This window comes from Acetobacter sp., from assembly GCF_052102375.1.
In the GTDB taxonomy this organism is placed as follows: domain Bacteria; phylum Pseudomonadota; class Alphaproteobacteria; order Acetobacterales; family Acetobacteraceae; genus Acetobacter.
Window position 1 is genome coordinate 21,531 of record NZ_JBQDXI010000007.1, and the last position, 13,755, is coordinate 35,285.

The 13,755-nt window shown below is 51.7% G+C and carries 15 protein-coding genes; 7 read left to right on the forward strand and 8 right to left on the reverse strand.

Annotation, left to right across the window (positions count from 1 at the left end; translation table 11 throughout):
- Window position 1 precedes the first annotated feature (1 nt).
- The gene (locus ACTIDN_RS04495) at window positions 2-769 is read left to right on the forward strand and encodes a JAB domain-containing protein (RefSeq protein WP_441376135.1); all 768 of its coding nucleotides are present in this window, start codon (window positions 2-4) and stop codon (window positions 767-769) included.
- Between the two features lie 23 nt (window positions 770-792).
- Here ACTIDN_RS04495 and ACTIDN_RS04500 read toward each other — a convergent pair whose 3' ends face one another.
- Genes ACTIDN_RS04500 through ACTIDN_RS04510 form a run of 3 tightly spaced genes read right to left on the reverse strand, consistent with a single transcriptional unit; the run spans window position 793 to window position 2,737 of the window.
- On the reverse strand, window positions 793-1,962 hold the full coding sequence (locus ACTIDN_RS04500; protein WP_441376136.1) for a 5-(carboxyamino)imidazole ribonucleotide synthase: 1,170 nt from the start codon (window positions 1,960-1,962) through the stop codon (window positions 793-795).
- Complete coding sequence (purE, locus tag ACTIDN_RS04505; RefSeq protein WP_415508208.1) at window positions 1,959-2,498, reverse strand: 5-(carboxyamino)imidazole ribonucleotide mutase; 540 nt, start codon at window positions 2,496-2,498, stop codon at window positions 1,959-1,961. Before purE ends, ACTIDN_RS04500 begins: the two co-directional genes overlap by 4 nt.
- 32 nt (window positions 2,499-2,530) lie before the next feature.
- On the reverse strand, window positions 2,531-2,737 hold the full coding sequence (locus ACTIDN_RS04510; protein WP_048839374.1) for a YdcH family protein: 207 nt from the start codon (window positions 2,735-2,737) through the stop codon (window positions 2,531-2,533).
- Between the two features lie 234 nt (window positions 2,738-2,971).
- Between ACTIDN_RS04510 and ACTIDN_RS04515 the strand changes: the two genes are divergently transcribed.
- On the forward strand, window positions 2,972-3,136 hold the full coding sequence (locus ACTIDN_RS04515; protein WP_415508207.1) for a YdcH family protein: 165 nt from the start codon (window positions 2,972-2,974) through the stop codon (window positions 3,134-3,136).
- Window positions 3,137-3,189: 53 nt separating this feature from the next.
- Here ACTIDN_RS04515 and ACTIDN_RS04520 read toward each other — a convergent pair whose 3' ends face one another.
- The 3 genes from ACTIDN_RS04520 to rpmE all read right to left on the reverse strand — a co-directional run bounded on the left by ACTIDN_RS04520 (window position 3,190) and on the right by rpmE (window position 4,911).
- Window positions 3,190-3,789 (reverse strand): DUF1013 domain-containing protein, encoded by a 600-nt coding sequence (locus tag ACTIDN_RS04520; protein WP_441376137.1) that lies wholly within the window; start codon window positions 3,787-3,789, stop codon window positions 3,190-3,192.
- Between the two features lie 211 nt (window positions 3,790-4,000).
- Window positions 4,001-4,492 carry an Hsp20 family protein gene (locus tag ACTIDN_RS04525; protein ID WP_441376138.1) on the reverse strand — a complete coding sequence of 164 codons (492 nt, stop codon included), beginning with the start codon at window positions 4,490-4,492 and terminating at the stop codon, window positions 4,001-4,003.
- 191 nt (window positions 4,493-4,683) lie between these two features.
- On the reverse strand, window positions 4,684-4,911 hold the full coding sequence (gene rpmE, locus ACTIDN_RS04530) for a 50S ribosomal protein L31 (RefSeq protein WP_048839371.1): 228 nt from the start codon (window positions 4,909-4,911) through the stop codon (window positions 4,684-4,686).
- A gap of 282 nt (window positions 4,912-5,193) precedes the next feature.
- Here rpmE and mscL point away from each other — a divergent pair, with 282 nt between their 5' ends.
- The 3 genes from mscL to ACTIDN_RS04545 all read left to right on the forward strand — a co-directional run bounded on the left by mscL (window position 5,194) and on the right by ACTIDN_RS04545 (window position 7,443).
- Window positions 5,194-5,652: a large-conductance mechanosensitive channel protein MscL gene (gene mscL, locus ACTIDN_RS04535; RefSeq protein WP_441376139.1), complete on the forward strand. Its 459-nt coding sequence runs from the start codon at window positions 5,194-5,196 to the stop codon at window positions 5,650-5,652.
- Window positions 5,653-5,827: 175 nt separating this feature from the next.
- On the forward strand, window positions 5,828-6,079 hold the full coding sequence (locus tag ACTIDN_RS04540) for a hypothetical protein (protein WP_415508203.1): 252 nt from the start codon (window positions 5,828-5,830) through the stop codon (window positions 6,077-6,079).
- Window positions 6,080-6,174: 95 nt separating this feature from the next.
- Window positions 6,175-7,443 carry a hypothetical protein gene (locus ACTIDN_RS04545; RefSeq protein ID WP_441376140.1) on the forward strand — a complete coding sequence of 423 codons (1,269 nt, stop codon included), beginning with the start codon at window positions 6,175-6,177 and terminating at the stop codon, window positions 7,441-7,443.
- Window positions 7,444-7,781: 338 nt separating this feature from the next.
- On the opposite strand, the gene secF is transcribed toward ACTIDN_RS04545, so the two are convergent.
- Together secF and secD are read right to left on the reverse strand one after the other, a co-directional pair.
- Entirely contained in the window at window positions 7,782-8,690 is a 909-nt protein-coding gene (secF, locus tag ACTIDN_RS04550) for a protein translocase subunit SecF (RefSeq protein WP_441376141.1), read from the reverse strand.
- 14 nt (window positions 8,691-8,704) lie between these two features.
- The gene (secD, locus tag ACTIDN_RS04555; RefSeq protein ID WP_441376142.1) at window positions 8,705-10,270 is read right to left on the reverse strand and encodes a protein translocase subunit SecD; all 1,566 of its coding nucleotides are present in this window, start codon (window positions 10,268-10,270) and stop codon (window positions 8,705-8,707) included.
- Between the two features lie 304 nt (window positions 10,271-10,574).
- Between secD and ACTIDN_RS04560 the strand changes: the two genes are divergently transcribed.
- On the forward strand, window positions 10,575-11,555 hold the full coding sequence (locus tag ACTIDN_RS04560) for a Gfo/Idh/MocA family protein (protein WP_441376143.1): 981 nt from the start codon (window positions 10,575-10,577) through the stop codon (window positions 11,553-11,555).
- Between the two features lie 201 nt (window positions 11,556-11,756).
- Entirely contained in the window at window positions 11,757-13,691 is a 1,935-nt protein-coding gene (locus ACTIDN_RS04565) for a ribonucleoside-diphosphate reductase subunit alpha (protein WP_415508198.1), read from the forward strand.
- The last annotated feature ends 64 nt before the right edge of the window (window positions 13,692-13,755 follow it).

Consider the following 13,755-nt stretch of genomic DNA (forward strand, 5'->3'; position numbering starts at 1 on the left):
GGTGTCTGGCACAGCAGGTACGCCTCTTGCCTTGTCCGATGCCGCAAACTTTTCGCTGGATGTTGCGGCAACGCCCATACAGCTTCCGTTTCTACAAGAATTGCAGCAGGACTATGCAACATGTGGAGACGAAAAACCTGTTCCGGCAGGCCCTCCTGTTTGTGGTGACGTAGTTTTACTGACCAAACTTATTCTTGCCATTACGCCACGTGAAAAACATGCAGAAGATATGGCGGTGGAACTCATTGCAAGGTTTGGGTCTTTTGCCGCAGTTATTAGCGCGCCGTGTAGAGCTCAGGAGAGAGCCTCTGGTGGGAACAAGCTGCTCAGCATTTATTTTCAGCTTGTTTATGATGCAGCGCGGCGGATGCATCTTGCCAAATTAAAGAAGGGAAAAATTCTTCTTAAAAAAGAACAACTTGAAGCCTATTTGCGTACGGTTATGGGGCATGAGGATATTGAGCAGGTTCGCGTCCTCTTTCTGGATTCAGCGTTCAAATTGCAGGCAGATGAGGTTAGTGGCCGTGGCACCATAGATCATGCCCCCTTATACCCGCGGGAAGTGGTTCGGAGGGCCTTGGAGCTTCAATCGCCTTATCTTGTTCTGGTCCACAACCATCCAAGTGGGGACCCCACACCGTCTCAGGACGATATTGATATAACGTACCGAATTTCCAAAGCCGCGCAGCTTATGGGCATTACGGTGTGGGACCATGTCATTGTAGGGCATGGTCTTTTATTTAGCTTCCGGCAGGAAGGGCTGCTTTAACGCCTTTCCTGCCGGAAAAAATTTTAGCAGTCCTCAAGCTCCGGAACTGTTTCCGGCTCTGCCAAAGGTCCCAGCGCATCCTGAATACCTAAGGGGCCGGGTAGACTACCATAAGGGAATACCACGTTTACGTGGCCCATCTTGCGCCCATTACGGGCCTCCGCCTTACCGTATAAATGCGGTAGAAGGCCCGGGGCTGCCACAATGGCTGGCCACAAGGCCATGTCATCAGGGCCGATCAGATTTTTCATAACAGCATCTGAATGGCGAGAGGCCTCAGGCAACGGCAGGCCTGCCACAGCACGAATATGCATCTCAAACTGATCAACCGGGCAGGCATTCATTGTCCAGTGGCCAGAATTATGGGGGCGGGGGGCTATCTCGTTCACAAGCAGGGTGCCTGTGCGGTCAACGAACAGTTCCACGCCCATAATACCGATCAGATCCAGTTGCTCGGCAATGGAGGCAGCAAGGGTTTGCGCCTGTGCTGCCACGGTTGGATCTATTGGGGCGGGAGCCAGAGTAAGATCGAGAATACCGTTTTTATGAAAGTTCTGGCCGGGGTCAAAGCAACGGATAGTCCCGTCATGCCCGCGCACAACCATTACGCTGACTTCACAGGCAAAATCGACCATGCCTTCGGCCACAAGCCTGCGGGGTGCCAAAGCCTCAAACGCTGGAATCATGTCCTGTTGGGTATAAACCCGGCGTTGACCTTTTCCATCGTAGCCATCTCGGGCTGTTTTGAGAATGAAGGGAAAGCCCAGCTTTTCTGCTGCCTCTGACAGAGAGGCCACATCATCGACCTGATGCCAAGGTGCAATAGGGATACCAGCCTCTGTCAGGAAAGCTTTTTCGACACTGCGGTCCTGACTGGTACGCAGGATTGTCCCGGAAGGGTGCACAGGGCAATGTTGCGCTAAACAGTCCAGACCATCTGCATTAATATTTTCAAACTCAAACGTAATGACGTCTACGGCACGGGCAAATTGTTCCAGAGCCGTCAGGTCATCATAGGCACCCAAGGTAACACCATCCGAGACTTGAGCCGCAGGACCGTGCGGATCTTGAGTCAGGATATGGGTTCTGAAACCCAATTTTGCGGCAGCCATGGCCGACATACGGCCCAACTGGCCGCCGCCAACAATGCCAATAACGGCATTGGGAGCAAGTACGGGGGAAAAAGAAGTCATTGGTCTTCGGAAGTTGGGGCGTTGGCGACAGAGGCGGTTTGCAGGGCGCGCCATGTGTCCAGACGGGCTGCGAGATCAGAATCCTGCAATGCCAAAATTGAGGCAGCAAGAAGCGCTGCATTCTTGGCCCCCGATGCACCAATGGCCAGAGTGCCAACCGGTACGCCGCCGGGCATCTGGACTATGGAAAGCAGACTGTCCATTCCCTTTAATGCGCGGGATTCAACGGGAACACCCAACACCGGCAGGCGTGTCCAGGCAGCGCACATGCCGGGCAGATGGGCAGCCCCACCAGCACCAGCAATAATGACGGACAGCCCCCGGCCCGCAGCAGTTTTTGCGTAATCACACAAACGGTCCGGCGTACGATGCGCAGAAACAATTAACGTTTCGTGTGGGATCTCAAACTCTGTCAGAATGGCATCAGCATGCCGCATTGTCTCCCAGTCAGACTGGCTACCCATGATAATGCCAACTTTAGGAGTAACTTCTGCTGCTTCGGTGGTAGCCGAAGGAAGGGGGGCTGTTTCGCTCACTTTTGGGGTCTGTCCGTTATGCTCAAGGAAAGTCAGGCAATATCATCAGGGATGAGCTGACTTTCAAGGTAGGTAATTCTGTCCCGCAGCAGCAGTTTGCGCTTTTTGAGACGCTGAAGATAGAGCTGGTCCACCAGTCCATCCCCTTGAATAAGGCGGTTGATGACGGTGTCCAGATCGCGATGTTCGCTGCGAAGCTCATGGAGCTGGCCAAGAAGAGAATCACGGTCTTTCAGCATGTTCTGACATCTCCTGAGCACTATTCTCGGCAGTTATGAACGGAAAATAGAGCGGCGTACCAGTAATTTCTCGCGGGTTTTCGTTTTTGAATCGTATCAGAAGGCGTGAGAAAACAAAAGCCGAAGCCATGAGGGGAACGCATATCTTGCAGCCAGTTTTTATGAAAAAAACATGAAAACATTTAAGACTTCTGCGTTACGGTTTTATGACCACCAACATAAATGGAGGCACCGATGACACTCTCTTCGCGGATTGAAAGCTTAAAAACGCGTCACTCACGGATTGATCAAAAAATTTCATCGGAAGGCGGACGCCCCAGACCGGATGCTCGCGTTCTCATGACCCTCAAGCTTGAGAAGCTGAAGATCAAGGAAGAAATAGAACGCCTTTCCTCCTGACACACGCCGTAAAAAAGCCGCTGGAGGTGTTCCTTCAGCGGCTTTTTCTTTACTTATTCGCTTGGTGCGCTTTCGTGCTCACCAAAGGATTCCGGCAACGGAGCCTGCGGTACTTCGTGGCCTTCGCGTTCGAGACGCAGATTGGCAGCCTGCACAGCAGCGTTGAGGTCAGCCTGTCGGCACAGACCAATGGTCACGGGGTCACGCGGTTTAATGTTAGGCGTGTTCCAGTGTTGCTTGTTGCGCACTTTAGCAATGGTATCTTTTGTCGTGCCCAGAAGTTTGACGACTTCCTGATCACCCAACTGCGGAAAATTACGTAGCAGGAAGGCAATGGCGTCTGGACGGTCATGACGTTTGGCAACAGGGGTGTAACGCGCCCCTTTTGACCGACGTTTGACCGGGTTGTTGACTGCCAGAATTTTCAGTTTTGCATCAGGATTTGCCTCACAACGGCGGATCTCTTCCTGCGTCAACTGACGGTTTGAGACCGGGTCATACCCGACAATACCCTGAGCCACTTCACCGTCGGCAATCGCCTGAACTTCAAGTGGGTGCATCCCGCAGAATTCGGCAATCTGGCCAAAGCTGAGGGCTGTTCTTTCAATCAACCACACTGCGGTGGCTTTAGGCATCAGCGGTAGGGTCGTCATTGGTTCCATCCTGTCGTCGGGTGGCGCTTGCGCAGGCACCGGAGAGAGTGACGGTTCGGAACCCTATCCGATAAGGCCCGCGTGCCTGCCGGCGCGCTTGTGTTGAGGATGATATGGAGGGAGCGCCCCCACAAGGTCAAGAAGCAAATGCAGGAAATAAGGAAAGGAGGGCACTTATCCCTCCTTTCCTGGTAAAGCTAGGCTGTTTCAATCAGGCAGCAGCAGCGGGGAAAGTGCTGGTTTGAGCCAGCGAGGCTTCTGACTGAGTGTTACTGGGCGCGCTGGAACCTACCTGAACCGGTATGCGTCTGGGTTTAAGGGCTTCTGGTACAATCTGGCGCACGGCAATACGCAGCAGGCCGTTGTTCATCTCCGCTCCGGTCACTTCTACATGGTCGGCCAAGGCAAAACGGCGCTCAAATGCGCGGCGGGCAATACCCCGGTGCAGAATTTCCCCTTCATTTTGCGGTTCACTGACGCGGCCTGACACAACAAGTGTATTGTCCTGAACAACAAGCTCGATATCGTCAGCACCAAAACCAGCAATGGCCATGGTCAGGCTATAGCTATCATTTCCAGTTTTTGCGATATCGTAGGGTGGATAGCTGGGAGACGCAGCAGTGCGGGCTGCGGTATCCATCACCTGCGCCAGACGGTCGAAGCCGATAGCTGACCGGAAAAGGGGTGCAAAATCGTAACTCATCAAAACCTCCTCATTTAGCAAGGTTCTGCCGCGTAGCGTGGCCCCCATTATGGCGGGCTGTGCGGCATTTACTGTGAACAGTGACCAAAAACCCCGGCAGGGCATTTTTGCTCAACGCTAAACGTGGAAAACCCCGCCCCCTGTTTCAAGGGGCGGGGTTTCAAATTTTGTGCACGACTGTGTGCGGCGTCTTATTTCTTGCGAACGCCAATGCCAGCAAAGCGCTTGTTGAACTTTGCCACCTGGCCCCCGGTATCAAGGATACGCTGTACGCCGGTCCATGCTGGATGGGACTTCGTGTCCACGTCCAGACGCAGCGTGTCACCAGGCTTGCCGTAGCAAGAGCGGGTGGTGAATTCGGTGCCGTCTGTCATGATGACGTTGATTTCGTGGTAGTCTGGGTGAATGCCGGTTTTCATGATGGCTCTTTTCCGTTCAAACAAGGCTGTCCCGATACCGACCGGGCTATGCGTGGGAGTGGATATACCGATGTGTGTGGCTGTGATCAACAACTCTTACGCAGAATTCTGCCTTCAAATGGCAACATTATAGGGACAGGTGAGGGTTACTTCTGTTGCATCAGGGGATTAAGCAGGACGGATAGAGAAAAAGCATGTCTGTTTTTTGCTTTATATCTTGAAAAAAGCCTCACATCCTGAGTACAGACGCTGGTGATAGACAAATAAACTCAGGAATGTTTCATGGCTGATGATAAAAAAGGGCTTCATGCCCCAAGTTGGGTTGGCGAATTTAAAGCGTTTGTTATGCGCGGTAACGTGGTTGATCTTGCCGTTGGTGTGATCATCGGTGCATCTTTCACTGGTATTGTGAACAGCCTTGTAAAGGATGTGTTCAACCCGCTTATTGGTTTGGCAATTGGTGGGATTGATTTTTCCAACCTCTTCGTCACGCTTAAGGGCCCTCATCTGGCAACTCTGGCTGAAGCACAGAAAGCTGGCGCTGTTACAATTAACCTCGGCCTCTTTATCAACGCAGTTATTCAGTTCCTGATCACGGCTCTGGTTATTTTCTGGTTGATCAAAGCTTTGACCCGCATGCATGTGCGTGAAGACGCGAAGCCTGCTGCGCCGCCAGAACCCACGAAAACGGAAATTCTGCTACAGCAGATCCGTGATGAACTGGCTTCCCGCCGGGTTTAAGACCACGCCGGGCTTTCGTTGAGGCGAAAGCAATAAGCAGGTTTGCTGGGAAACAGAGTTGGGCTACGCTTCGGTTATCATGAAGCACCCTTTCTTTGTTTCCCTTTTTTTTCCTAAGTGCTGCCGCTTAGGTGGTGTGGCTTTGGGAGGTATGGTCCTCTTGGCTGCGTGTCAAATGGCACCCAAATCGGTCAGCCTAGACCCAACACCGCGCACCATGATGTATTCTTATATTATTGCAAACGGTATGGCGCGTGGTCGTATGATGGCTGGACGCGCTGACGCAACTCAGATCATGAGTATGGCGCAGGCTGACAGGCTTGCTTTGATTGCCATTATCACAGCAGATCGCGAGCCATCACGGCAAGCAACGCAGGCTGCTAATGCCGCCCTAGCATCTTATATTTACGAAATTGAAAAAAAGTGACGCCGAGAAAAGCGTTGTTTCAGAGGTAGGCGAAACTAGAACTTACCGCTACTGTAACAGCCACTTAATGCTCACTGTTGTCAGGGACATAATCTGTGACGAACGCATCAGATTCTTTTTCGATCCACACTTTTCGGCCTTACCGTGGTTTGAAGCGGGCTTATGTGCAGCAGGAGGACGGTGCGGCGGGCGTTACAGAAGAAACAGCAGCATCATCTGTAGTGTCTCACGGTGTAACGGCTTCTCTTAAACCTCTTGGGGAAGCAGAATTGGCAATTGATGCTGACAACGCTGAGGTTACACCGTTTGATGCAGAAGCATTAAGTGTGGACCCGCAGGCAAAAGCATATTTTGACAGGCACGGGATATCTAGCCTTCATAATGCATTCTCAGTTGCCAATATTCTCCATACTCACAAAAACGTAAAAGAAGCCGCCATAATTTACGGCTTGGGCTTCAGGATGCACTCTAAGCATTCAGAGCAGAATCCTTCAGCAGCGACACTCCTTCAATTAAGGTTGTTGTGTATGCTTAAGGCGGGGTTGCCGCTCCCCCGCAGAGAAGTTGATATTTTACGAACCTATAATACTCCCCTCGCAAAATATATTGAGGGCGTTGAAATGGCTTGGTCTGGCCAAGATGGACGCGAGGCGCTCCTTCATATGGGAAATGCGTATGAAGAATTTTATACTGGGGAAGAAATTGATTGTCGCTATTTGGAAATAGCAACTAGATGTTCTAATAACTTGTTTGGGAAATCTCCTGAGGAAAGTAAAAGTCCTACAATTCCGAGAAATATTTTCATGTATTTCGATGGGGAGATGTCCGAAAAAGTACAGGAAAACTTTACATATCACAGTAATATATCAGGGTTTGATTTTAAATCTTTTAACAAAGAAGAAGCACAAGAATGGCTCTATCAAAACTATGGTGTTGAAGCCCGTTCATTATTTTTGAATATGCGGCATCCTGCTGAGGCGACTGATTTTCTGCGTGTGCATGTCACTCAGATATATGGTGGATGGTGGATGGATGCGGATATTCGTCTTCAGGATAATAACGCGATAGAGTTTTTGGAATCACAAAAATCCGACAACGTATTTTTTACTGAAGATAACTATTTTGTTCATAATGATTTTTACGGAACAGTAAGCAATAGCTCTATAGGGGAAGATTGTTTGTTGTCACTGTATCGAAATAGTTACAAATATCACGATTTATATACGGCTCATAAAACAGGCTCCGGAATTTTTAACCGGGCATTGAACCGTCGTGTATACCGTACATTACAAGGTGTTTCAGTAAAAGATGATGTGCAGGTTTACGACACGACAGTGTTCGATCAGTTAATTGATTCTTTGTGAGATTTTGATTTAAGGATTAAGGGAAGGTTTTATTGAAATTTAATAGTCATATATCCCTTCTATTGTAAGCGCGACGCTGTTTTTATGGCAGGTATTCAAGTTCTTGAGCTTGCAGCGCAAGCTCAATTGCAAACGTGGTAATTTTAGAATGTACTCAAAACCTCAGCCAAATTTTCACCGGTTTGATTAAAGAGAGTGTTATGCTGGCTGATGGGGTAGGTGGTTCGAAATAAAACAAAACACCGGTAATTAAACTTTATATTTTTCTCAGATAAAAACGGTCAAATTGGCATAAAATTTATTGGCAACATAAGTTTTTACTTACATTGCCAATCATATTACGTGCGCTCATTCCGCTTTAGCAGCAATAACAAAGGTGCTGCAATGAAGATGGAAGAGGATGTTCCAACTACAATCCCGAAGAGCATTGTCCAAGCAAAGCCAGACAGGGTAGCGCCTCCAAATAATGCAAGCGGGAGGGCTGCGAGGAAGACTGTGGAAGACGTGCCCAAGGTACGGTTAAGGGTTTCGTTGATTGAAAGATCAATCAGTTCACGTAGCGGCATTGTGCGGTATTTGCGCAGATTTTCGCGTACCCGGTCGTACACTACCACTTTGTCGTTGGTAGAATAACCCAAGATAGTCAAAATGGCTGCGACCATAACAAGGTCAAATTCAAAACCTGTTATGACCAGAAAGCCGACAGTCTTGGTAAGGTCCAGAATAAGTGTGATGACGGCACTGATGGCGAATTCTTTTTCGAACCGGAACCAGATGTAAGCCAAAATCATTGCCAGACTGAGGCCGAGAGCGAGCATCCCGTTCCGGAAAAGTTCGGAAGAAACCGAGGCACCCACAGCATCAGCGCGCAGAACGGTTGAGCCGGGCTGCGCTTCAGCAATTGCGTGGCGTACGGTGTCTACAACATCGTTGGTTGCCTGCTTATCACTGGCTTCCAGCCGGATCAGTACGTCGTCCGGTGCGTCAAAGGCTTGGAGGGACGCATGGTCGATGTGATGCGCTGCCAGCGTTGAGCGGATTTTGGCAAAATCTGCCGGTCCTGACGTCTTGGCTTCAACAACAATGCCGCCACGGAAGTCCAGACCCAAAGTAAGGCCCGGATAGAAAAACAGTCCGATGGAAGCCAGTGACAGCACAGCCGAGGTAATAAGCCCGACAAAGCGCCCACGCATGAAGTTAATGTGGGTATCCTTGCGAACAAAGCGCAGGAGGGGACGTCCAAACATAATGCGCCTCGTCTTCAGACAGGAAGGCTGGATGGGCGTGTACGCGCATACCAGCGGACCATAAGCAGTCGGGAAAGAAGGAGAGTAGTGAACAGCGTAGTGGCAATACCAATTGTAATGGTCAGAGCGAAGCCGCGTACCGGCCCCGTACCAAACACAAACAGCATGACGTGCGCCAGCAGGGCCGTAGCATTACTATCGACAATGGTGGACGTAGCACGCTCAAAGCCAGCCTGAAGAGCGGCTAGAGCCGTGCGGCCTTGTGCCACTTCTTCCCGAATACGCTCATTAATGAGAATATTTGCGTCCACAGCCATGCCCAAAGTGAGCAACATCCCCGCCATGCCCGGCAGAGTGAGTGTGGCTTCAAACAGGGAGAGGATGGCAATCATCAGGACCAGGTTGGCCACCAGGGCAATATTGGCGTACCAGCCAAAGCGCCCGTAAAATAGCGCCATAAAGATGATAACCAGCACCAACCCAGAGGCAAGGCTGAGCATGCCAGCCCTGATGGAATCTGCTCCAAGTGATGGACCAATAGTGCGTTGTTCTACAACAGCAAGCGGAGCGGGCAAAGCACCAGCACGGAGCAGAAGAGCGAGATCCGTAGCGCGCTGTGCGTCAAAACCACCAGTGATCTGACCACTGCCACCCGTGATGGGGGTGCGGATGACTGGTGCTTCAATAACCTTGTTATCAAGCACAATGGCAAAACGTTTGCCCACATTGGCTTGTGTTATGGTTGAAAAGGCGTGCGTGCCGACTGAGTCGAACGAAAACGAAACAGCCCATTCACCAGTCTGGGAATCAACCGCAGCGCCTGCATTCGTCAGGTCTGTGCCGTCAACATCCACATGGTCGTAAACAGGCAGTGGGCTACCTTCTGCCGAGTTTGACATGGGCACGAGGCTCACACCCGGTGGAGGCGCTGAAGCATGCAGAGGGTTTGAGTCAACCAGACGGAAAGTCATTTTGGCGGTTGTGCCAAGCAGACTCTTGATGCGCTCTGGGTCGCTCACGCCGGGGAGTTCAACGACAATACGGTCATCGCCCTGCCGGGTGATTTCCGGATCTACTGCACCGGTTGCGTCAATACGCCGACGCACGATCTCGATGGACTGCGTAATGGCGTCTCGTGCGCGAGCGGTAATGGCTTCCGGCGCCAGAGTTAGAGCAATGGTGCCATCAGCTTGCTTCTGGACCGCAAATTCGTGTGGGATGGCCTGTGGCAGCTTTTGCAAAACAGCAATGTCTGCGTCCGCTTCGTCTGGCGTGCGGGGTGTGAAGGAGAGCGTGGCTTTGTCGGTATCCGTCACAATATTACGGTAGCCAAGCTGTGCCTTGATCAGACTTTCACGCGTACTGTCTGCTAATGTTTGCAGACGGTCATGCGTCAGGCTTTTCAGGTCCACCTGCATGAGGAGATAAGACCCGCCGCGCAAATCCAGCCCCAGGTGGATTTGCCGCCAGGGCATGGACGGGAAGGGGTTGCGCAGGCCATTGGGCAGGCAAAGTAGCAGACCTAATAGGCATACACCCAGTACCGAGGCCATCTTGAGGCGGCTGTAATACATTCTCACCTGAATTAATCGGTTTTTGTCGCCCGGAACATGCCGCTACCGTGCGCGGGATGCAACAGCCCAGACACATAAGGTTGAGCCGCTCAGGCATTACGTTTTAGAAAGTGGCGGCTATGCATCACCTGCCACGCATAAAAAATGGCCAAATTTAGCCATTTTGACGGGTTTCGGAAAAAATTAGGCCTGATGGCAAGAATTTTGGCTCAATAGACTGACTTTACCCGGAGCGCCCCTTTGGGTTTGGCCCAAGGCCTGCTACCGCTGCACAGACTAAAGCCACCAAGGCAGAGAGCGGAGACATAACATGCAGACCAGTTTGCGCGTGGGCGTTATTGGAGCCGGACATTTTGGGCGTTATCACACGCTGAAAATACGTGATGTAGCGCGTGAGACTCTGGTTGGTCTGTTTGACCCTGACAGTCGTCGGGCTGCCGAGGTGGCAGGAGAGGCAGGATGCCCCGTATTCAGCTCGGTTGAGGAGCTGCTGGTTGTTTGTGATGCTGTCGTGGTGGCAGCACCTGCAGAGTTTCATTTCGATCTGGCCGTGCAAGCCCTACGGGCCGGCAAGCATGTCCTGATAGAAAAACCTGTGGCGGCAACGCTGGAGCAGGCTGATTTTCTGGTGACCTTAGCTGAAGAAACCGGGTTGGTGTGTCAGGTAGGGCATCTGTTGCGGTATTCAGCAGAGCATAAGGCAATTACGCAGCGGATTACACGGCCACTCTATATTGAGGCCACGCGTATTGCGCCCTTCAAGCCGCGTGGCACGGATGTGTCTGTTATTCTTGACCTCATGATCCATGACCTCGATCTGGTGCTGGCAATTGTGGACAGCCCCATTGCGCAGGTGGATGCGTTGGGCGCTGCTGTGAGCTCTGCCCATGAGGATATTGCCAATGCTCGCGTGCGGTTTGAGAACGGCTGTGTTGCCACCATTACGGCCAGCCGTATTTCCTTAAAGACTGAGCGCCGGATGCGTCTGTTTTCTGAAGAAGGGTATCTCTCGGCTGATTTCGGCAAGCGTGAACTGACCATGATTGGTCGTGAACGTGGGTTGCCTTTGCCGGGTACAGGGGGATTCAAGCGGGAAGCGATTTCATGGAAGGACAGTGATTCGCTGTATGCGGAGCACGAGGCCTTTGTAGCCGCCTGCCTTGATGGCGCGCCTGTTATGGTAGATGCCCGGGCTGGCCGCCGCGCCCTTGAGGCTGCTCTTGCTGTTGCTGAGGGGATAGAGACCACGCGCCGCAGTATGGAACTCTCCGGGCTGATTCGTGCTCCGTAAAAAAAATTCTGGCCTGAAATATTTTATGATCGCTGAAAACTGCCGCAAATTCAGAAGGCAAGTATTTTTTGGTGGGTTAAGGTAAAAAAAATCACTAGATATAGGGGAGCGTTTAGCGCAAAAGCGCGACATATGGTGTGTCTCTCAAGGCCGCCCACAACCCTGCAAGATAATGCTAATCGCAAGCGGAGCAAATGATCCATGAGTCTGGTCGACGTTCAGGAAAATGAAAGCCGTTCCTCCGACCCCCGTATCTCGGGGACTTGCGATATGTTTGCGCCAGAGCAGTTGGAAGACATGGTGCAGTTGCCCGGCCATTATCAGGTAAGGGTTAACCGTAAGCGTGACGCATTGCTGACGCCTTTTGGTAAAGCAACGCTCGATAACCGCTATCTGCTGCCGGATGAGAGCTATCAGGACCTGTTTGGGCGCGTAGCGTCCTATTACGGGGCGGATGCAGGGCACGCACAGCGTATTTATGACTATATGAGCCAGCATTGGTTCATGCCGGCTACTCCGGTGCTCTCCAATGGCGGGACCACGCGTGGTCTGCCCATTTCCTGCTTCCTGAACGAGGCCAGTGATAGCCTTGATGGCATTGTGGGGCTGTGGAACGAGAACGTTTGGCTGGCCAGCCGGGGCGGCGGCATCGGGTCCTACTGGGGCAACCTGCGCTCCATTGGCGAAAACGTGGGCCGCAATGGCAAGACATCGGGTGTTATCCCCTTTATCCGCGTGATGGATAGTCTGACGCTCGCAATCAGCCAAGGGTCCCTGCGCCGTGGGTCAGCGGCTGTTTATCTGCCCGTCTGGCACCCAGAGATTGAAGAATTTGTCGAAATCCGTCGTCCTACCGGTGGGGACCCAAACCGTAAGGCGCTGAACCTCCATCACGGTATTCTGGTTTCTGACGCCTTTATGCGGGCGGTAGAAGCAGACGAAGAATGGGCACTGCTGTCTCCAAAAGATAATTCGGTTATCCGTAAGGTCTCAGCGCGTGCACTGTGGATCCGGATTCTGACAGCGCGTATGGAGCAGGGCGAGCCCTACATTGTTTATTCGGACCATGTGAACAATGCCCGTCCAGAGCACCACAAGCTGGCTGGTCTGGAGGTCAAGACCTCCAACCTGTGTGCGGAAATTACACTCCCAACGGGTATTGACCATCATGGTAAGCAGCGTACTGCGGTGTGCTGCCTGTCATCCCTGAATCTGGAAACATGGGACGAGTGGAAAGATAATCCACAGTTCATTGAAGACGTGATGCTCTTCCTGGACAACGTGTTGCAGGACTTTATTGATCGCGCCCCGGTAGAAATGGAAAAGGCGGCTTATGCTGCCATGCGTGAGCGTTCTGTGGGTATGGGGGTTATGGGCTTCCATTCCTTCCTGCAAGCCAAGAACCTGCCGTTTGAAAGCGTTATGGCGAAGGTCTGGAACAAAAAGATCTTCCAGCATATTCGTGAGCAGGCGGACGCGGCGTCCCGCAAGCTGGCTGACCTGCGTGGCGCTTGCCCTGATGCAGCCGAGTACGGTGTGCATGAGCGCTTTTCCAACAAGATGGCCATTGCGCCCACAGCGTCTATCTCCATCATTGCAGGCAATGCCAGCCCGGGTATTGAGCCGATTGCAGCCAATGTATTCTTGCAGAAAACACTTTCAGGCTCCTTTACCGTTCGTAACCGCCATTTGCAGAAGCTTCTGCAAGAAAAGGGGAAAGATACGGATGAGGTCTGGTCTCACATTACCCTGAACAAGGGCAGCGTGCAGGCTCTGGACTTCCTGACGCAGGATGAGAAAGATGTTTATAAAACAGCGTTTGAGCTTGATCAGCGTTGGATTATAGAACACGCGGCCGACCGTCAGCCGTTCATCTGTCAGGCGCAGTCCATTAATATCTTCCTGCCTGCGGACGTGCATAAGCGTGATCTGCACCAGATCCACTACATGGCATGGAAAAAGGGCATCAAGTCTCTGTACTATTGCCGCTCTCTATCCATTCAGCGTGCTGACACTGTCAGTAACGTGTTGACCGCAGCAGATGTGCTTGCTGCTGAAGATGCACAACGTGCCGCTGTAGCGGTTCCGCCTACCGCCGCCAGCACGGATTATGATGAGTGCCTTTCCTGCCAGTAATGGGAGGAAAAGCCTGCATTTGTTTGATTTTTAAAGATTATTCCTTTCTGTGAAGGACGCCACC